We start from the raw sequence: 17684 nt of genomic DNA on the forward strand, positions 1-17684 counted from the left end.
CTGAACTTGTCTAGACAACTAGGCAGCGTTGGTCGGAGGAAAACCCCATGCAACTCTATATGGACATAGCCAAACAGCTCGAACAGGAAGTACACAGCCAGTTTAAAGTGGGTGACTTTCTTCCTTCCGAGTCGCGTCTGGCAGACCGGTTTCAGGTCAACCGCCATACCGTCAGGCGCGCCATTGATGAGCTGGTCTTTTGCGGGTTGATTGAACGACAGCAAGGCAGAGGCAATCAGGTCATTCGTCAGCCTTACGCCTACCCGCTCAATCAGGGCGCGTACTTCACTCACAACCTGACCAAACAAGGCTATATGCCAAGGTGCGAAGTGTTGAGCCGTCAATTGATCACCGCCAGTGAGCACTTAGCCAAAGTTCTGAACATTGAACTGGACGCTCAGCTCATCAAGCTCACCACTCTCAGAGTGATTGATGGACTGCCATGCAGTTTGATTGAGCATTACCTCCCTAACACCGACTGGTGGGGACCGTTGCAATATTTTGAGAGTGGTTCGCTGCACAACTACCTCCACCAGCAATTGGATACGGAACTTATCCGTCAATCCACCAAGCTTCGTTCACGCATGCCCAATCGGCAGGAACGAAAGCAACTCAAACTCTCGGAGAACATTCCGCTGATTATTTTCCGAACGGTAAATGTGGCAAGCCAGACTGAACAGGTCATGGAATATTCTTGCTCCTACACCCGCTCGGACATGATTGAAATCGTATTGGAGCATTAACCATGAGCACGACGACACAGTCGGAGCGACAGAGCTGGATGTCAGTTCTCGCTCGGACCGACTTCTTGCACCTTAAAAAACTGTGGGAGCCGCTGAATCTATCACCCGACCATCAGGTGATTCGCGCTCCGGAAACCGGCTTAGTTCAGGTTCAGTCCCGGATGGGCAGCACAGGAAACCCATTCAACATGGGCGACATGACCGTCACGCGCAGTGTAATCAAACTGGCGGAAGGTGAGATGGGTTACAGCTACGTCAAAGGTCGCAATAAAGAACATGCGCACCTTGCCGCGTTGATCGATGCCTTGATGCAAACCCCAACTTACGGCGCAGCTTTGCAACGACAGATTATTGAACCCTTAATGGCCACGATGGAAGAACACGTTCGCGCAAGACGCCAGCAAATTGCCACCAGCAAAGTGGAATTCTTCACCATGGTGAGAGGAGAAGACGAATGAAATTCGTAAAACCCGGTTTTAACGACCCGATTCACGATGCCCAATGCGTTTTCCGTCTGGTATTAAATGCCGTGTCGATGCCAGGCAGCACTCAAACCATGCCAAGCGATTTATCCTTTGGCGATGCGAACAGTGCAACTACGCAGATTTTACTGGCGTTGTCTGACAGCACCACACCGATTTGGTTATCTGAAAACTTTCTCGAAGACACAGAGCTTACACAGAACCTGCAGTTTCACGCCAATGCACCGCTGACATCACCTGCTGAAAGCGCCAGCTTCGCGCTATTGGATCACCAGCAAACCATGAACGTAAACGACTTTTGCTGGGGCAGTGCCGAATTCCCAGAAACCAGCACCACTCTGTTGGTTCAGGTAACCAGCTTACAAAAAGGGACACCTTTGTCTCTGCAAGGTCCGGGCATTGATGGGCACAAGAACATTCAGGTTGAAGGCATTCATCCGGATTTGTTGGCACAGATTCAAGCCATTCACTCATCTCAACCATTGGGTATCGATGTATTACTTACCTGCGGTTGCGAACTGATGGCACTGCCTCGCACAACCCAAATCACCCAATTAAACACGGAGAGTTCGCCATGTACGTAGCAGTAAAAGGCGGCGAAAAAGCCATTGAGTCGGCACACAAACTCCAAGACAAAAAGCGTCGAGGAACAGGAGCTGAATTGAACGTCAGCCAAATCGAAGAACAATTGAGTGGCGCGGTCGATCGTGTGATGACCGAAGGGGGCATCTACGATAGCCAGCTGGCTGGTCTTGCACTCAAGCAAGCCAGTGGCGACATGATTGAAGCCATTTTTCTGTTGCGCGCCTATCGCACCACTTTATCTCGCTTCGCCACCAGTAATCCAATTGACACCAGCAATATGGAAATCGAGCGCCGCATTTCCGCCACGTTTAAAGACTTACCCGGCGGGCAGGTCTTAGGTCCGACGCTGGATTATACCCATCGCCTGTTGGACTTCTCGCTATTGGCTGAAAGCGACATCTCTGAAATAGGGACCCAAGACATCGCAAACGAGCTGGAAGCCTGCCCGCAAGTGATGTCGATTTTGGAGCATCAGGGTTTAGCCAGACAAGAACTCGACGAAGGGGAAACGGCAGAAGACATTACCCTGCACCCTCCGACGTATCCGGCAACCCGAAGCGCGCGATTGCAGCAGCTGATGCGCAGCGATGAAGGCTTCTTGCTGTCGATGGGCTACTCAACTCAGCGAGGCTACGGGCGCAACCACCCCTTCGCTGCCGAGATCCGCACCGGGCAAGTCACGGTATCTCTCTGCCCTGAAGAACTGGGATTTGATATCGACATTGGCGATATCGAACTTACGGAATGCCAGATGATCAACGGATTCGCTGGCTCAAAGACCGTTAAGCCGCAATTTACCCGCGGCTATGGCGTGGCGTTTGGTGCCGCAGAGCGCAAAGCCATGTCGATGGCACTGGTCGATCGTGCCTTGCAAGCGGAAGAGCTGGATGAACCCGTTCAGGGACCCGCGCAAGATCAGGAGTTTGTGTTGTCTCATGGCGACAATGTCGAAGCCGCTGGCTTTGTTTCCCACCTCAAGCTGCCGCACTACGTGGATTTCCAGTCGGAGTTGGAGCTGATACGCAAACTCCAGAAGGAATATGAATTACGCCAAACCCAGCAGGAATATGAATTACGCCAAACCCAGCAGGAAGAATCAGACCATGAGTAATTCGACGCAACAAAGCCATGCATCAACACATGACGCTCCTGAACTTGCTCTGACGAGCAATACTCAGGCAATACAGGGATACAACTACGGCTACCTCGATGAGCAGACAAAACGTATGATCCGTCGCGCCATTTTAAAAGCCGTTGCCATTCCGGGGTATCAGGTGCCATTTGGTGGTCGCGAAATGCCCATGCCTTATGGTTGGGGCACTGGCGGTATACAGATTACTGCGTCCATTATCGGCACCGACGACACGCTCAAGGTGATTGACCAAGGAGCAGACGACACCACCAATGCAGTATCGATTCGCAAATTCTTTGAAAAAGTCGCTCACGCCGACACCACTGAGAAAACCGATGCCGCAAGCATTATCCAAACGCGTCACCGCATTCCAGAAAAGCCACTCAAAGAAGGGCAAATTCTGGTGTATCAAGTGCCGATTCCAGAGCCATTGCGCTTCTTAGAGCCGAGAGAAACGGAAACTCGCAAAATGCACGCGCTAAGTGAATACGGGATCATGCATGTAAAGCTATATGAAGACATTGCCCGTTACGGGCACATCTCTACCTCTTACGCCTACCCGGTCAAGGTGAACCAGCGATACATCATGGATCCGTCTCCGATTCCGAAATTCGACAACCCGAAAATGGATCGCATGTCGGCTCTGCAATTGTTCGGAGCTGGTCGGGAAAAGCGCATTTATGCCATTCCTCCGTTTACCGATGTAAAAAGCCTCGACTTCGAAGACCACCCGTTTGAAGTGCAACGCTGGGAAGAACCCTGTGCCCTTTGTGGGGCAACACACACCTTCCTTGACGAAGTAGTAACCGATGATCAGGGCAGCCGAATGTACGTTTGTTCCGATACCGATTATTGCGCCGAACAGCAGGAGAAATTGTCATGTTAAATCACGCGGAATGTGTCTCTCCTTCGTCTGTTGTCGAGAGCCAAGTAAATGAATCGCCTCTTTTGAAAGTCACGGAATTATCCAAACTCTACTCACCGGGCAAAGGCTGTCAGAACATCAATCTGGAACTGTATCCGGGAGAAGTGTTGGGCATTGTCGGCGAATCCGGCTCAGGGAAAAGTACCTTGCTACGCGTTTTGTCGGGAAGAGAAATGCCCGATGCTGGTCATGTGGACTACCACAATGGTGATTCTGCGATTGACCTGTACAACCAACCCGACCGAGAACGCCGCCGATTGCTGCGCACTGAATGGGGCGTGGTTCATCAGCACCCAATGGATGGGTTAAGACCCCGTGTGTCTGCGGGGGGCAATATTGGAGAAAGGCTAATGGCGATTGGCGATCGCCACTATGGTCAGATCCGTGCTCAGGCAGAAAAATGGCTGCACGATGTGGAGATACCGCTTGATCGCATCGATGACTCTCCAATTACGTTTTCCGGCGGCATGCAGCAACGGCTGCAAATCGCACGCAACTTGGTCACCCACCCCAAACTGGTGTTTATGGATGAACCGACTGGCGGGCTCGATGTGTCTGTTCAGGCAAGACTGCTCGACCTGATTCGCAATCTGGTCACCAATCTGGGGTTATCCGTGATTATTGTCACCCACGATCTGGCAGTCGCAAGGCTACTGGCTGATCGCCTGATCGTGATGAAGGAAAGCCGCATTGTCGAAACCGGGATTACCGATCAGGTATTGGACGATCCCCAACACCCTTACACCCAGTTGTTGGTGTCTTCTGTGCTTCAAGGATAGCGCCATGTTAAGAGTAGAAAATATCAGTAAAAGCTTTGTGCTCCACAACCAGCAAGGTATCACCCTACCCGTTATGAATTCGGTCAGCTTTGAAGTCGATCAAGGCGAATGTTTGGTCCTGCATGGCGAATCCGGTTCGGGTAAGTCCACTCTGCTTCGAGCGTTGTACGCCAACTACATCGTCAACAGCGGGTCGATTCGGGTTTACAGCAATGAACAGTGGGTAGACATCGCAAATGCCTCCCCAAGGCAGATACTCCAGGTGCGTCAGCACAGTCTGGGCTGGGTGAGCCAGTTCCTGCGTGTTATTCCCCGTATTTCCGCCTTAGAGGTGGTGATGCAACCTTTGCTGGAGCGCGGCGTGGATGAAGAGCAGGCTCAGCAAAAAGCGGCAGCAATGCTCACTCGCCTCAATGTGCCAGAAACCTTGTGGCACTTAGCCCCCGCGACCTTCTCAGGTGGTGAGCAGCAACGGGTCAATATTGCGCGAGGATTTATCGTCGATGCTCCGATTCTTCTGCTCGACGAACCCACAGCATCGCTGGATGAGAAAAACCGTGATGTGGTGATCAACCTGATTCTGGAAGCCAAAGCCCGCGGTGCTACGATCGTCGGCATTTTCCACGATGAATACGTTCGCCAGCGCGTCGCCGACAAGTTCTTTGATGTGAAGACCGCGACCACGTATTTGAACCCGCAGCCTTGCGCCACATTGCAATAGAAAGGCAATGCAATAGAAGAGACATACCATGAAAATCACTAACGTAAATATCGTGCTGCCTGACTCGGTTGTGTATGGCACTGTTGAAATTGATAACCACACCATAACGTCCGTCTCAGAAGGCTTGGACAGCGATCCTAATTGCCTTAACGGGCAAGGTCATTGGTTGCTGCCGGGATTGATTGAACTTCACACCGATAATCTGGAAAAGTACTTTACCCCTCGCCCGAAAGTGAGCTGGCCGGAGTTTTCAGCCATGGCGGCACACGATGCACAGCTGATTGGCTCTGGTATCACCACTGTGCTGGATGCTGTTGCCGTTGGTGACGTGCGCGATGGCGGTACAAGGCAGGATTATCTCGACAAGATGATCGACACTTTGGTGGAATCAGAGCGTCGAGGTGTGAATCGCGCGGAGCATTTCCTCCATATCCGTTGTGAGCTGCCCCACTCTTCCACTTATGGGCTGGCGGAGCGGTATCTGGGGTTACCGCAGGTGAAAATGGTCTCTTTGATGGATCACTCGCCCGGTCAGCGCCAATTCGTCAATCTTCAAAAATACTACGAGTATTACCAAGGCAAATACGGCTTAAACGATGCTGAGATGCAAACCTACGAAGCCGAGCAGCGACGCCTGTCAGAGCAATGGTCGGATACCAACCGCAAAGCCATTGCTGAACTGTGCCGTGAACGCGGTATCCCGATGGCGAGCCACGACGATGCGACCAACGCACACGTGGAAGAATCCCACGATCTCGGCTTAGTACTGGCCGAGTTTCCAACCACCGTGGAAGCAGCAACGCGCTCCCACCAGCTTGGGTTACACGTTCTGATGGGGGCACCTAACGTGGTTCGCGGTGGGTCGCACTCGGGTAACGTCGCCGCTCACGAACTGGCGAGCATGGGGGTTCTGGATGTGCTTTCTTCCGACTATTTCCCGTTAAGCCTGCTGGATTCCGTATTCAAACTGGCAGAAGACGAACGCAACACACTGGATCTACCTGCTGCGGTGAAACTCGCTACAGCCAACCCTGCGGACGCTTTAGGCATGCGCGATCGCGGTGAAATCCGAGAAGGCAAACGCGCCGATCTGATTCTGGTTGAGCAGGTTGCAGGGCAAGCCTACGTCAAACGTGCATGGTGCAAAGGACAGACCGCGTACTAAGCTAATTCAATGAATGTGGGAGAAAACAATGGCGACACTCTTTTATGTGATGGGTGCATCGGGAAGCGGAAAAGACAGCGTGATTCAGGCGATTCGGGAGGATGCCAGGCTCTCAGCACAAGTAGCGCATCGATACATCACAAGGCGAGCAGACAGTGGAAATGAAAACCACGTCGCACTAACACCGGAGGAGTTCCAGCAACGCATCCAGTCAGAGTTGTTCGCCATGCATTGGCAAGCCAACGGCTTGTTTTATGGGGTAGGAAAAGAAATCGAACACTGGTTAAGCCAAGGTCAGGACGTCTTTCTGAATGGGTCGCGTGCCTACTACCCCGAAGCCCTAAAGCGATTTGCCACCTGTATCCAACCTGTGTGGATTGATGTTAACACTCACCAGTTGAAACAGCGACTGCAAGCGCGAGGAAGAGAAAGCGAGGCGGAAATTGATGCCAGAATCGATCGCGCCATTCAATATCAGCAAAAAATGCCTGCCAATGCCTTGGTCATCGACAACAGTGATACACTTCAAAGCAGTGTGGAACAGTTTATTCTCAAGTTTAAACATATAAAGCAATGGCAAAAGGAAACACGTCTATGCAGCTAACCCTAATGGGCACGGGTAATACTGGGCATGTTCCGGTTTATGGCTGCGATTGCGTTGCCTGTGGGCGGGCGAAAGAAAACCGCGCTTTCCGACGGGGCAAAACCTCCGCTTACATCGAACATAACGGCAAAACCCTGCTGCTGGATGCCAACCACCCTCACCTGCTTGAGCGTTTTCCTGCGGGCAGCATCGATACCATCTTGCTGACCCATTTTCATATGGACCACGTGCAGTCGCTGTTTGATTTGCGCTGGGGGAAAGGGCAACCCATTCCCGTGCTGTCTCCACCGGACAAATACGGGTGCGATGACTTATATAAACACCCTGGGCTATTAGAGTTTCAGGCACTGAAAGCGTTTGAGCCTTTTGAGTGGGAAGGCATCACCATTACACCCGTGCCGCTTTCACATTCCAAACCCTGTTTTGGTTATCTCTTCGAGTGGCAAGGCAAAACATTCGCCTACCTCACTGACACGGTTGGATTGCCTAAGTACACACACGCATTTTTGAAAGACAAACCTCTGGATTTGGTACTAATAGATTGCAACCATCCGCCGATGCCGGACTCTCCGCCCCGAAATCACAACGACATTCTGCTGGCACAGTCCATCAAACAGCAGCTCACCATTTCCCAAATGGGGCTAATTCATATCAGCCACGAGCTGGACTGCTGGGCAATGGAAAATTCAAACCAATTCTCCTCTTCCTTTTTCCTCGCCAAAGACAACCAATCTTTTCATCTGTGATAAGCATGCACTTTTTGCATACCTATAATGCTAAAGTGTCATTTTTTTCATAGATAAACCGAGCTTAAAATAGGGGTTATTGGCTTTGCCAGCAACCCTCACTATTGTGGAGAAGACTATGTTCCAAGCTCTCGTACTGAACCAAGAAGACAAAAAGACTTTTGCGACCATTGAGTCGTTGGACGATTCGCAGTTGCCAGAAGGCGATGTGGTGATCGAGGTCGATTACTCTTCCTTAAACTACAAAGACGGACTCGCCATTACAGGCAAAGGGAAAATCATCCGTCAGTTTCCTATGGTGCCAGGGATCGATTTAGCAGGAACGGTCTTATCTTCTTCCGACGAACGCTACCAAAGCGGCGATCAGGTGGTCCTTACCGGCTGGGGAGTGGGCGAAAACCACTGGGGTGGTATGGCACAAAAAGCCAGTCTGAAAGCCGACTGGCTGGTTCCGCTTCCTAAAGGCTTAAGCAGCAAGCAAGCCATGATGGTCGGTACTGCTGGATTAACTGCGATGCTGTGTGTTCAGGCCATTATCGACGGTGGTGTAAAACCTGAAGACGGTGAGATTTTGGTGACTGGTGCCAGCGGCGGTGTCGGATCTGTGGCTATCAATTTACTGAGCGTGCTCGGCTACAAAGTGGTCGCGGTCAGTGGTCGCGTCGAAGAAAATGGACCTTTACTCGAAAAGCTAGGCGCAGCCCGAGTCATTGAACGCAGCGAATTCGAAGAACCTGCTCGTCCGCTTGAAAAACAAATCTGGTCTGGCGCAATCGACACGGTGGGCAGCAAAATGCTGGCAAAAGTATTGGCACAGATGGATTACAACAGCACCGTTGCCGCTTGCGGCTTGGCGGGCGGTTTTGATCTGCCAACCACTGTAATGCCGTTTATTTTGAGAAACGTCAGGCTTCAAGGTGTGGATTCGGTGTACTGCCCTTATGAAAAGCGTGTCGCTGCGTGGGAGAAACTGACCGAACTGCTGCCAGAAAGCTACTACGAACAGGCTTGTACAGAAGTCACCTTGAACGATGCAGCAAAATACGCAAAAGACATCACCAACGGTCAGGTAACGGGGCGAGTGGTGATCAAGCCATAAAAACTCGACCTTTAAGAAACGTCAGCATTTATGCTGGCGTTTTTATTCTAGCTACTCTTATTGTCCAACCCTAAATCTTCCACCCGCTTAGCAATCAGCTTGCTGCATTCTTGCTTAACCACTGCACGAAGCCATTCTTGCGCGGGAGAATGTTCGCATCTGGGGTGCCAGATCATTGAATATTCAAATGGCGTAAACTCAAACGGCAGTGGCTTCACTACTAGGTCGTAACGCTCTGCTACCAAATAGGCTAAATCGGCTGGTACTGTGATGATCAGTGGTAACGTATCGACAATCGCCAGAGCGGCTTCCAAATGATAGGCGCGTAAAACCATGTTCCGAGAAGGTTGGTCCACCAATGCCTGATCGAGTAACGCTTTCACACCATCGCTGATCGCAATCATCGCATGAGGATATTGAAGATAATCGGTGAGCGTCATTTTCTGGTCTGCAATAGGATGATGCTTAGAAACCAAGCAAGACACCCCCACTCGACCAAGCACATCGCTGTTTAAAGGTTCCACCGGACCAATCGGGCGGCATATCGCCAAATCCGCGCCGTGATGAGTCAGCTGTTGTGGCAACTGATCATGAAGTAACGGAATGAATTCAAACTTAACTTGCGGGGCTTCTTGATAAATCCTTGGCAGTGCAAACGGCAGTATGGTTTGCATGGCGTAGTCAGTTGTAGCGATGGTAAAGGTTTGATCGCAGGTTTTCGGGTCAAATTCTTCCGGTGTCAGGAGTGAGCGTAACGCTTCAAGTGGCTCGTTAAGAGATTGATTCAGCGTAAGGGCTTTTTCGGTCGGCATCAGATGCTGACCTTGCCGGATAAATAATGGATCACCCACCATGTCTCTCAATCGCCCCAGTACACGACTCATCGCGGATTGGCTCAAGTTGAGTCGATCGGCAGCACGACTCACACTGCCTTCTTCAATGATCACGCGAAGTGCTACCAGCAAATTTAAATCTCGGCGATAAATATCTTCCAGTTCCAAAGCGTTTACTCGACTGATGTAAAAGCTTCATAATACCAGAGGCAGCAAAATAAGATTCAAATCAAGATCAAGTGAGTTAACGTGAAAAATTAACAAACTTGTAAATAAAAAGTAAAAAAAATCCCGCCTTTCAGCGGGGAAGCCCAAGAAAAATGGGATAGTGTCGGAATGTGTAGTAGTGTCGTGTTAATTCTGTTTTTCGCCGTGTTTCTGCCAGCGATGCATTTCCACCCAAATACCAAAAATCGTTGCAAATAAACCAATTAGAGGTAAAAGGGATACTTCAGATGAGCTTCTAAGTATCAGTGCGCAAAATGTAATAAAACACAGTACGCTGTAAATTGTTAGCCTGTCTAACTGCGTTAGCATTCACACCCCTAGCTCAAATGTTATTTAATTGTTAAAAGCCAACTTACATGGATTTTTTGCCTTTGCCAAGAGGTTATTGAATATTTTTTCGACATCAGTATGATTTGCCCTCCAAAATCTAATTGAACGCACAACTATGACTTTTGATCCGACACTCGCGACGAAAACACTGGAAGCTGAAGGGCTGCGTTGCCCAGAACCAGTGATGATGGTAAGAAAAACCATTAGAACAATGAATGATGGGGATGTTTTGCTGGTTAAAGCCGATGATCCGTCTACCACACGCGACATTCCAAGCTTCTGTCGATTTATGGATCACCAACTGATAGGAAGTCAGACAGAATCTCTCCCTTATCAATACCTGATCAAAAAGGGATTGGATTGAGATTTCAATCAATACAAATGCAAAAGGGCGACCCAATGGTCGCCCTTTTCTATTCTTCTGATTGCTTGCGTTGCTGCTTTTGAACTTGTTCTATTTGATGATGCAAGTCTCTTAACTCTTTTCGAATCGGGATTAAGTGCTGGACACGAATCCAGGATTCAACGGCGAGTCCAGTCATAATGATGGCACCAACAACCATGGGTAGCCACATATCCGTTAATACCATTCCTAGCAGCGTTAATGCCAAGCCAAACGTAAACAAATAACTCTGACTTTCTGGGGTCATGCCCATATAGCGCGTTAACATGGTTTTACCCTCCTGCTCCACACTCTAAACGGGAAAATACCATCTCGTGAAAACCAAGTATGTGCCTGTTTTCACAATTACGTTCGATTATTCCGTTCCAAAAATCAAAGCCCCTATAGCAAGTAATACAAACAGCGCGCTGGCGGTACGGCGGATGGTGACAAAAGGCAATTTATCTCCACTCAGCTTACCGAAAATCACTACAGGCACGTTAGCCAACATCATCCCCACGGTTGTCCCCAAAATCACGATCATTAAGTGTTCTGAAAACTGCGCACCTAAAATGGACGTCGCTACCTGGGTCTTGTCTCCGATTTCCGCAATAAAAAAGGCTATAAAACTGGCGATAAACGGACCACGAAAAGACACCGATTCCTCTTCTTCCATGTTGTCGGGAATCAACACCCAAAGTGCCATGGCTAAGAAGCTCAATACCACGACCCAACGTAGAACTTCCTGGGATAAATGGTCAGCTACAACAACGCCTAACCAAGCTGCAAGCGCATGGTTGAGCAACGTGGCCAAAAAGATAGCCATAACAATGGGCACCGGCTTTCGATACCGAGAGGCGAGGATAAGAGAAAGGAGTTGGGTTTTGTCCCCAATTTCCGCCAGTGTGACACTGGTAATAGAGATAGCTAATACACTCACGACATGCTCAATGGGGCAGGGCATCGAGAAAAAACCAGAGACAAGACCCACGCCCCACCCCTGGTTTGTGATTCTTGTCTATGGTCTCGCTAAACTCAGCCTGATTTCATTTTTTATAGGCTACTGAGTCTCATACGCCATGATGGGTATCCATCAATTATGTTGACGTACAAACTTGTTCCGCTTCCAACAAGAACAAGCAAGCTACTCCCCAAAGACTTTTAAAGTGTAATTTCAAGGCTGGATATTGGCAAGGTACAGACATCAAAATTCGAAAAACGTCTTTTTTTCGAGGGTTGTGCCGAGTTTGGTATGAAAAGCGACTTTTGAGCATGATTTAGGCGACATTTCCTCTACTCGGCAAGGCATTATCTGGGTATACTCAATGGTTATTTTCATTGAAACATACAGAAGAATTGCGCGAACCTGATTATGCAAAATTACGATATCAAAACCTTCCAGGGAATGATCCTCGCGCTGCAGGATTATTGGGCTCAAAATGGTTGTACCATTGTTCAACCGCTAGATATGGAAGTGGGAGCAGGTACCTCTCACCCAATGACATGTCTTCGTGCACTCGGTCCCGAGCCAATCTCGACCGCTTACGTGCAGCCTTCACGTCGTCCAACTGACGGTCGCTACGGTGAAAACCCGAACCGTCTGCAGCACTACTACCAATTCCAAGTGGCACTAAAACCATCTCCAGACAACATTCAGGAGTTGTACTTGGGTTCATTGGAAGTGCTAGGCGTAGACCCACAAGTTCATGATATCCGTTTTGTAGAAGACAACTGGGAAAACCCGACTCTGGGTGCCTGGGGTCTTGGTTGGGAAGTGTGGCTTAACGGTATGGAAGTGACTCAGTTTACCTACTTCCAACAAGTCGGTGGGCTGGAGTGTAAGCCAGTAACGGGCGAAATCACTTACGGTATCGAGCGTTTGGCTATGTATATCCAAGAAGTGGACTCCGTTTACGATCTGGTTTGGAATATCGGTCCTGATGGAACGCCTGTCACTTACGGTGACATTTTCCATCAAAATGAGGTGGAGCAATCGACGTACAACTTTGAGCACGCCGATGTCGACTTCCTGTTCAGTTTCTTCGATCAATGCGAAAAAGAATCCAAAGAACTGCTTGAGCTTGAAAAGCCTCTGCCGCTACCAGCGTATGAGCGCATTTTAAAAGCAGCTCACGCCTTTAACCTGCTTGATGCACGTAAAGCCATTTCGGTTACCGAGCGTCAACGTTACATCCTTCGAATCCGTAACCTCACCAAAGGGGTAGCGGAAGCCTACTACGCGTCGCGTGAAGCTTTGGGCTTCCCAATGTGTCGCAATCAAGAACAAAAGGGCGAGGAGAAGTAATCATGGCTAAGAATTTTCTAATTGAACTGGGTACAGAAGAGTTACCACCAACGGCACTGCGTACTCTGGCTGAAGCCTTTGCATCCAACTTTGAAGCAGAGCTAAAAAGTGCGGAGCTGGCACACGAAGGCGTGAAGTGGTTCGCCTCCCCTCGCCGTCTTGCATTGAAAGTGGCAAGTCTTGCAGAAGGTCAGGCAGACAAAGTGGTAGAAAAGCGCGGTCCTGCAGTTTCTGTTGCCTTTGATGAAGAAGGTAACGCAACCAAAGCCGCTCAAGGCTGGGCACGCGGCAATGGCATCACTGTAGAGCAAGCTGATCGCCTAAAAACCGACAAAGGTGAATGGCTACTGTTCAAACAAGAAGTCAAGGGTAAGCCTGTTCAGGAGTTGGTGGTAGACCTCGCAGCTAAAGCGTTGGCAAACCTGCCTATTCCCAAGCCAATGCGTTGGGGTAACAAAGACACTCAATTCATTCGTCCAGTAAAAACACTGACCATTCTGCTTGGTGACGAGCTGATCGAAGGCGAAATCCTTGGCGTTGCTTCAGCACGCACCATTCGCGGACACCGTTTTATGGGCGAGCAGGAATTCACTATCGACTCAGCAGATCAGTACCCAGCAATTCTGGAAGAGCGCGGTAAAGTCATGGCGGATTACGAAGCGCGTAAAGCCATTATCCTTGCCGACTCTCAAAAAGCCGCTGCTGCGGTTGGCGGTGTTGCCGATCTGGAAGACGACTTGGTTGAAGAAGTCACCTCTCTGGTTGAGTGGCCGGTGGTTCTGACTGCGAAATTTGAAGAAGAGTTCCTGAAAGTACCGTCTGAAGCTTTGGTTTACACCATGAAAGGCGATCAGAAGTACTTCCCTGTCTATGACGACAATAAGAAGCTTCTTCCAAACTTCATCTTTGTCTCCAATATCGAATCAAAAGAACCTCGCTACGTTATCGAAGGCAACGAGAAAGTGGTTCGTCCTCGTCTGGCGGATGCAGAATTCTTCTTTAATACTGACCGCAAACGTCCGCTGATTGATCGCCTGCCAGAACTTGAGCAAGCGATCTTCCAAAAACAGCTGGGAACGATCAAAGACAAAACCGACCGCATCACCGAACTTGCTGGCTACATTGCCGAGCAAATCGATGCAGACGTCGAAAAATCAAAACGTGCAGGTCTGTTGGCTAAATGTGACCTCATGACCTCTATGGTGTTCGAATTTACGGATACTCAAGGTGTGATGGGCATGCACTACGCACGCCACGACGGTGAAGACGAGCAAGTCGCACTGGCACTGAACGAACAGTACATGCCTCGTTTCGCGGGTGATGACCTACCAAGTACAGGCGTCTCTTCTTCGGTTGCGATGGCAGACAAACTGGACACCATCGTCGGTATTTTCGGTATTGGTCAAGCACCAAAAGGCTCTGACCCATTCGCACTTCGCCGTGCGTCTCTAGGTGTGCTTCGTATCCTCGTAGAAAACGGCTACAACCTAGACCTAACAGACCTTATCGCGAAAGCGAAATCTCTGTTTGGAGACAAACTCACCAACGCGAATGTGGAAGCAGACGTTATCGAGTTTATGCTGGGTCGCTTCAACGCATGGTACAAAGACGAAGGCTTCAGCGTGGATATCATCCAGGCCGTACTGGCACGTCGTCCAACCAAACCTGCAGATTTCGATCAACGCGTGAAAGCCGTTTCTCACTTCCGTGATCTGGAAGCCGCGGAAGCACTGGCTGCCGCCAACAAGCGTGTGGGTAACATCCTAGCGAAGTTTGAGGGTGAGCTAGCAGCAGACATCGACCTGTCTTTACTTCAGGAAGACGCCGAAAAAGCGCTGGCTGAAAACGTTGAAGTCATGACTGAAGCACTAGAGCCTGCATTCGCAACAGGTAACTATCAAGAAGCGCTGAGCAAGCTTGCGGACTTACGTGAACCAGTCGACGCCTTCTTTGACAACGTGATGGTAATGGCGGATGACGAAGCGTTGAAGAAAAACCGCCTGACGCTTCTAAACAATCTGCGTAACTTGTTCCTTCAGATTGCGGATATTTCTTTGTTGCAGAAGTAATCAACTGAATAAAAATGAAAAAGGAAGCCAAATGGCTTCCTTTTGTTTATCTGGCTAGAAATCAGTTTGTCTCTTCAGCATCACAACGTGCTTTGTCGAAATACTCTTCACGACCACCTTTCCCTTTAAAAAATATCTTGGTGACAAATCCCATTTCTAGGAAAGAATACAAATTATCACATGACCATTCGTAACTGATTTTCTTAATCGTAGTGGTCTGCCACTTATAGCCAGAGCTAGGAAGAGAGGCAACATAACTGATATACCCATCATCTGATACTTTTAGCTCAGGTACTTCAGAGAATGCTTGCCTTGCTATCTCAATATTTTCAGGAGCCACATTTGGAGGGGTTGGCTCATAATTGGTGAGGTTACAGCCAGCCAAAACTGACAACATAGACGCTGCTGCTATTAACTTAAACTTCATAACAATCTATAGTAATTTTTTATATGAATCGTCATTTTATCTTTAATTTCTATTCATTAAAGGAGGTAAAGCACACATTTATAACATTTTTATCAATAGCTACAGTTTTAGTTAGTCTCTTCAGCGTCGCAACGTGTTTTGTCAAAATGCTCTTCGCGCCCACCTTCACCCTTGAAGCCTATTTTTACCACAAAGCCCATCTCCAAGAAGTCGTATAAATTTTCACATGCACCTTCATAGCTGGCTTGTTTTATGGCTTGGGTATCCCACATGTAGCCATGCGGAACCATTTCAAAGTAAGTGATATAGCCTTCGTCTGTAACTTTCATACCTTCTATGCCACTCAGTTTACTTTTGGCCTCCGCGATATCCTGTTTACTCGCAGTGGGCTTTACGGCGTCATAGTTAGTAATGTTGCACGCAGTCAAAGAAAGAGCGGTCAATGCCGCTAAAAGAATGTGACGGTTCATGATATTTCCAATTACTGATTAATGACGGAGAGTATATTTCAGCGAGTTGGAACGCTCTTGCAGATTCATTGAATGAAATCGCAGTAAAGCACAAAGAGTTTTACCCGTTACTCTCTATCTATTTGAAATATCGGAAACACCATTTGAACGAGAACTCGTGATGATATAGATAAAAACAAAGCTTCTTATGCCCTTTCACTTGATGATTCGATCAGGTATGTTGAGCAGTCTGGCACAACATTTTATCAACATCTGTATCAACGCTGGATGGTCCTTCAAAGCTGAGCAGCTTCGATACAAAAAAACATATGACAGATACAACAAGATATAACTAGGAAAAGAAGTAATGCAGTTCTCTACATTTGGTGAAAAATTCAATCGATACTCAGGTATTACGCAGCTAATGGACGACTTAAACGATGGTCTTCGTACACCAGGCGCCATCATGCTCGGGGGCGGTAACCCAGCCGCCATACCTGCGATGCTCGAATATTTTCATCAAGCCAGTGCAAAAATGCTGGAAAGTGGCGAACTGGTTGCCTCTATGGCAAATTACGATGGTCCTCAAGGTAAAAACGCATTTATTACGGCATTAGCATCTTTATTAAAAGAGACTTACGGATGGGATGTATCTGAGAAAAATATCAGCCTGACCAACGGCAGCCAGAGTGGCTTTTTCTATCTGTTTAACTTACTGGCTGGTCAGCAGGCAGATGGATCGCATAAAAAGATTCTTTTGCCACTTGCACCTGAATACATTGGCTATGGTGATGCCGGTATCGATGACGACATATTTGTGTCTTATCACCCAGAAATCGAAATGCTGGACAACCGAATGTTCAAATACCATGTCGACTTTGAACAACTAAAAGTCGATGCGTCCATTGCTGCGATCTGTGCTTCCCGCCCAACCAACCCAACAGGTAACGTATTGACGGATGAAGAAGTCCGTAAACTGGATAAACTGGCGCGTGACAATAATATCCCGCTGATCATCGACAACGCGTACGGCACTCCGTTCCCAAATATCATCTTTGAAGATGTCACGCCATTTTGGAATGACAACACCATTCTTTGTATGAGCATGTCTAAACTCGGTTTACCGGGGCTTCGCTGCGGCATCGTAATAGCCAATGAAGAAGTCACCCAAGCGCTTGCCAACATGAACGGCATCATCAGTTTAGCCCCGGGCAGTTTGGGACCAGCTCTCGGCAAGCACATGATTGAATCTGGTGATTTACTCAAGCTGAGCCAAAACACCATAAAACCTTTCTATCAGCAGAAATCACAACGTGCGGTTCAACTTCTTCAAGAAGCGATTGACGATCCACGCTTTCGTATCCACAAGCCTGAAGGGGCAATTTTCTTGTGGCTGTGGTTTGATGAACTGCCAATAACGACCATGGAGCTGTACCAACGCTTAAAAGACCGTGGTGTTCTGATCGTTCCAGGCGAATACTTCTTTATCGGTCAGGAAGACGAATGGGAACACGCTCACCAATGCTTACGTATGAATTACGTACAAGACGATGAAGCCATACAAAAAGGAATTAAAGTAATAGCAGAAGAGGTAAAAAAGGCTTATTCCGGTACGTAAACTTAAGTGTATTAGTTCCAACTAGATCTGACACTTCAATTTGAAATGAAGAGAGTTACCCA

General features: G+C 48.6%; 21 protein-coding genes and 1 riboswitch. Of the genes, 15 read left to right on the plus strand and 6 right to left on the minus strand.

The window, feature by feature from the left end:
- Positions 1–47: 47 nt before the first annotated feature.
- The 11 genes from phnF to acuI all read left to right on the plus strand — a co-directional run bounded on the left by phnF (position 48) and on the right by acuI (position 8981).
- Positions 48–743: a phosphonate metabolism transcriptional regulator PhnF gene (gene phnF, locus RH89_RS05795; protein ID WP_004400179.1), complete on the plus strand. Its 696-nt coding sequence runs from the start codon at positions 48–50 to the stop codon at positions 741–743.
- Between the two features lie 2 nt (positions 744–745).
- Complete coding sequence (gene phnG, locus RH89_RS05800) at positions 746–1201, plus strand: phosphonate C-P lyase system protein PhnG (protein ID WP_004400180.1); 456 nt, start codon at positions 746–748, stop codon at positions 1199–1201.
- The gene (gene phnH, locus RH89_RS05805) at positions 1198–1809 is read left to right on the plus strand and encodes a phosphonate C-P lyase system protein PhnH (protein ID WP_004400181.1); all 612 of its coding nucleotides are present in this window, start codon (positions 1198–1200) and stop codon (positions 1807–1809) included. The genes phnG and phnH overlap by 4 nt, the downstream gene beginning before the upstream one ends.
- Positions 1800–2921, plus strand: coding sequence for a carbon-phosphorus lyase complex subunit (locus tag RH89_RS05810; RefSeq protein ID WP_004400182.1), 1122 nt, complete (start codon positions 1800–1802; stop codon positions 2919–2921). The genes phnH and RH89_RS05810 overlap by 10 nt, the downstream gene beginning before the upstream one ends.
- Positions 2914–3828, plus strand: coding sequence for an alpha-D-ribose 1-methylphosphonate 5-phosphate C-P-lyase PhnJ (locus RH89_RS05815; RefSeq protein ID WP_004400183.1), 915 nt, complete (start codon positions 2914–2916; stop codon positions 3826–3828). The genes RH89_RS05810 and RH89_RS05815 overlap by 8 nt, the downstream gene beginning before the upstream one ends.
- Positions 3822–4646: a phosphonate C-P lyase system protein PhnK gene (phnK, locus tag RH89_RS05820; RefSeq protein WP_004400184.1), complete on the plus strand. Its 825-nt coding sequence runs from the start codon at positions 3822–3824 to the stop codon at positions 4644–4646. The genes RH89_RS05815 and phnK overlap by 7 nt, the downstream gene beginning before the upstream one ends.
- 4 nt (positions 4647–4650) lie before the next feature.
- Positions 4651–5367 carry a phosphonate C-P lyase system protein PhnL gene (gene phnL, locus RH89_RS05825; protein ID WP_004400185.1) on the plus strand — a complete coding sequence of 239 codons (717 nt, stop codon included), beginning with the start codon at positions 4651–4653 and terminating at the stop codon, positions 5365–5367.
- A gap of 28 nt (positions 5368–5395) precedes the next feature.
- Positions 5396–6532 carry an alpha-D-ribose 1-methylphosphonate 5-triphosphate diphosphatase gene (gene phnM, locus RH89_RS05830; protein WP_004400186.1) on the plus strand — a complete coding sequence of 379 codons (1137 nt, stop codon included), beginning with the start codon at positions 5396–5398 and terminating at the stop codon, positions 6530–6532.
- A gap of 28 nt (positions 6533–6560) precedes the next feature.
- Positions 6561–7136 (plus strand): ribose 1,5-bisphosphokinase, encoded by a 576-nt coding sequence (phnN, locus tag RH89_RS05835; protein WP_004400187.1) that lies wholly within the window; start codon positions 6561–6563, stop codon positions 7134–7136.
- Entirely contained in the window at positions 7127–7882 is a 756-nt protein-coding gene (gene phnP / locus RH89_RS05840) for a phosphonate metabolism protein PhnP (RefSeq protein ID WP_004400188.1), read from the plus strand. Before phnN ends, phnP begins: the two co-directional genes overlap by 10 nt.
- A gap of 118 nt (positions 7883–8000) precedes the next feature.
- Positions 8001–8981 carry an acrylyl-CoA reductase (NADPH) gene (acuI, locus tag RH89_RS05845; protein ID WP_004400189.1) on the plus strand — a complete coding sequence of 327 codons (981 nt, stop codon included), beginning with the start codon at positions 8001–8003 and terminating at the stop codon, positions 8979–8981.
- Positions 8982–9028: 47 nt separating this feature from the next.
- Here acuI and RH89_RS05850 read toward each other — a convergent pair whose 3' ends face one another.
- On the minus strand, positions 9029–9982 hold the full coding sequence (locus RH89_RS05850) for a LysR family transcriptional regulator (protein WP_004400190.1): 954 nt from the start codon (positions 9980–9982) through the stop codon (positions 9029–9031).
- A gap of 186 nt (positions 9983–10168) precedes the next feature.
- Positions 10169–10351, minus strand: coding sequence for a hypothetical protein (locus RH89_RS29035; protein WP_079655540.1), 183 nt, complete (start codon positions 10349–10351; stop codon positions 10169–10171).
- A 136-nt stretch (positions 10352–10487) separates the two neighbouring features.
- On the opposite strand from RH89_RS29035, the gene tusA reads away from it, so the two are divergent.
- Entirely contained in the window at positions 10488–10736 is a 249-nt protein-coding gene (gene tusA, locus RH89_RS05855) for a sulfurtransferase TusA (RefSeq protein WP_004400191.1), read from the plus strand.
- Positions 10737–10785: 49 nt separating this feature from the next.
- On the opposite strand, the gene RH89_RS05860 is transcribed toward tusA, so the two are convergent.
- Positions 10786–11043 (minus strand): hypothetical protein, encoded by a 258-nt coding sequence (locus RH89_RS05860; RefSeq protein WP_004400192.1) that lies wholly within the window; start codon positions 11041–11043, stop codon positions 10786–10788.
- Positions 11044–11130: 87 nt separating this feature from the next.
- A complete protein-coding gene (locus tag RH89_RS05865) occupies positions 11131–11694 on the minus strand; it encodes a TMEM165/GDT1 family protein (protein WP_004400193.1) in 564 nt (187 codons plus the stop codon).
- Positions 11695–11785: 91 nt separating this feature from the next.
- A riboswitch (yybP-ykoY riboswitch) is annotated at positions 11786–11919 on the minus strand.
- A gap of 207 nt (positions 11920–12126) precedes the next feature.
- Between RH89_RS05865 and glyQ the strand changes: the two genes are divergently transcribed.
- Together glyQ and glyS are read left to right on the plus strand one after the other, a co-directional pair.
- On the plus strand, positions 12127–13059 hold the full coding sequence (gene glyQ, locus RH89_RS05870) for a glycine--tRNA ligase subunit alpha (RefSeq protein ID WP_004400194.1): 933 nt from the start codon (positions 12127–12129) through the stop codon (positions 13057–13059).
- Positions 13060–13061: 2 nt separating this feature from the next.
- Positions 13062–15128: a glycine--tRNA ligase subunit beta gene (gene glyS / locus RH89_RS05875; protein ID WP_004400195.1), complete on the plus strand. Its 2067-nt coding sequence runs from the start codon at positions 13062–13064 to the stop codon at positions 15126–15128.
- A 61-nt stretch (positions 15129–15189) separates the two neighbouring features.
- Here the strand turns inward: glyS and RH89_RS05880 are convergent, their stop codons facing one another.
- Positions 15190–15555 carry a hypothetical protein gene (locus tag RH89_RS05880; protein WP_038145114.1) on the minus strand — a complete coding sequence of 122 codons (366 nt, stop codon included), beginning with the start codon at positions 15553–15555 and terminating at the stop codon, positions 15190–15192.
- Between the two features lie 107 nt (positions 15556–15662).
- Positions 15663–16025, minus strand: a complete 363-nt coding sequence (locus RH89_RS05885) for a hypothetical protein (RefSeq protein ID WP_004400197.1) — start codon at positions 16023–16025, stop codon at positions 15663–15665.
- Positions 16026–16371: 346 nt separating this feature from the next.
- Here RH89_RS05885 and RH89_RS05890 point away from each other — a divergent pair, with 346 nt between their 5' ends.
- Positions 16372–17622 (plus strand): valine--pyruvate transaminase, encoded by a 1251-nt coding sequence (locus RH89_RS05890; RefSeq protein WP_004400198.1) that lies wholly within the window; start codon positions 16372–16374, stop codon positions 17620–17622.
- The last annotated feature ends 62 nt before the right edge of the window (positions 17623–17684 follow it).

This window comes from Vibrio nigripulchritudo ATCC 27043, assembly GCF_000222685.1.
Lineage (GTDB): Bacteria > Pseudomonadota > Gammaproteobacteria > Enterobacterales > Vibrionaceae > Vibrio > Vibrio nigripulchritudo.

Coding starts and splice junctions, on each gene's coding strand:
- phnF (WP_004400179.1), top strand. CDS start 48: ATGCAACTCTATATGGACATAGCCAAACAGCTCGAACAGGAAGTACAC.
- phnG (WP_004400180.1), top strand. CDS start 746: ATGAGCACGACGACACAGTCGGAGCGACAGAGCTGGATGTCAGTTCTC.
- phnH (WP_004400181.1), top strand. CDS start 1,198: ATGAAATTCGTAAAACCCGGTTTTAACGACCCGATTCACGATGCCCAA.
- RH89_RS05810 (WP_004400182.1), top strand. CDS start 1,800: ATGTACGTAGCAGTAAAAGGCGGCGAAAAAGCCATTGAGTCGGCACAC.
- RH89_RS05815 (WP_004400183.1), top strand. CDS start 2,914: ATGAGTAATTCGACGCAACAAAGCCATGCATCAACACATGACGCTCCT.
- phnK (WP_004400184.1), top strand. CDS start 3,822: ATGTTAAATCACGCGGAATGTGTCTCTCCTTCGTCTGTTGTCGAGAGC.
- phnL (WP_004400185.1), top strand. CDS start 4,651: ATGTTAAGAGTAGAAAATATCAGTAAAAGCTTTGTGCTCCACAACCAG.
- phnM (WP_004400186.1), top strand. CDS start 5,396: ATGAAAATCACTAACGTAAATATCGTGCTGCCTGACTCGGTTGTGTAT.
- phnN (WP_004400187.1), top strand. CDS start 6,561: ATGGCGACACTCTTTTATGTGATGGGTGCATCGGGAAGCGGAAAAGAC.
- phnP (WP_004400188.1), top strand. CDS start 7,127: ATGCAGCTAACCCTAATGGGCACGGGTAATACTGGGCATGTTCCGGTT.
- acuI (WP_004400189.1), top strand. CDS start 8,001: ATGTTCCAAGCTCTCGTACTGAACCAAGAAGACAAAAAGACTTTTGCG.
- RH89_RS29035 (WP_079655540.1), bottom strand. CDS start 10,351: ATGCTAACGCAGTTAGACAGGCTAACAATTTACAGCGTACTGTGTTTT.
- tusA (WP_004400191.1), top strand. CDS start 10,488: ATGACTTTTGATCCGACACTCGCGACGAAAACACTGGAAGCTGAAGGG.
- RH89_RS05860 (WP_004400192.1), bottom strand. CDS start 11,043: ATGTTAACGCGCTATATGGGCATGACCCCAGAAAGTCAGAGTTATTTG.
- glyQ (WP_004400194.1), top strand. CDS start 12,127: ATGCAAAATTACGATATCAAAACCTTCCAGGGAATGATCCTCGCGCTG.
- glyS (WP_004400195.1), top strand. CDS start 13,062: ATGGCTAAGAATTTTCTAATTGAACTGGGTACAGAAGAGTTACCACCA.
- RH89_RS05880 (WP_038145114.1), bottom strand. CDS start 15,555: ATGAAGTTTAAGTTAATAGCAGCAGCGTCTATGTTGTCAGTTTTGGCT.
- RH89_RS05885 (WP_004400197.1), bottom strand. CDS start 16,025: ATGAACCGTCACATTCTTTTAGCGGCATTGACCGCTCTTTCTTTGACT.
- RH89_RS05890 (WP_004400198.1), top strand. CDS start 16,372: ATGCAGTTCTCTACATTTGGTGAAAAATTCAATCGATACTCAGGTATT.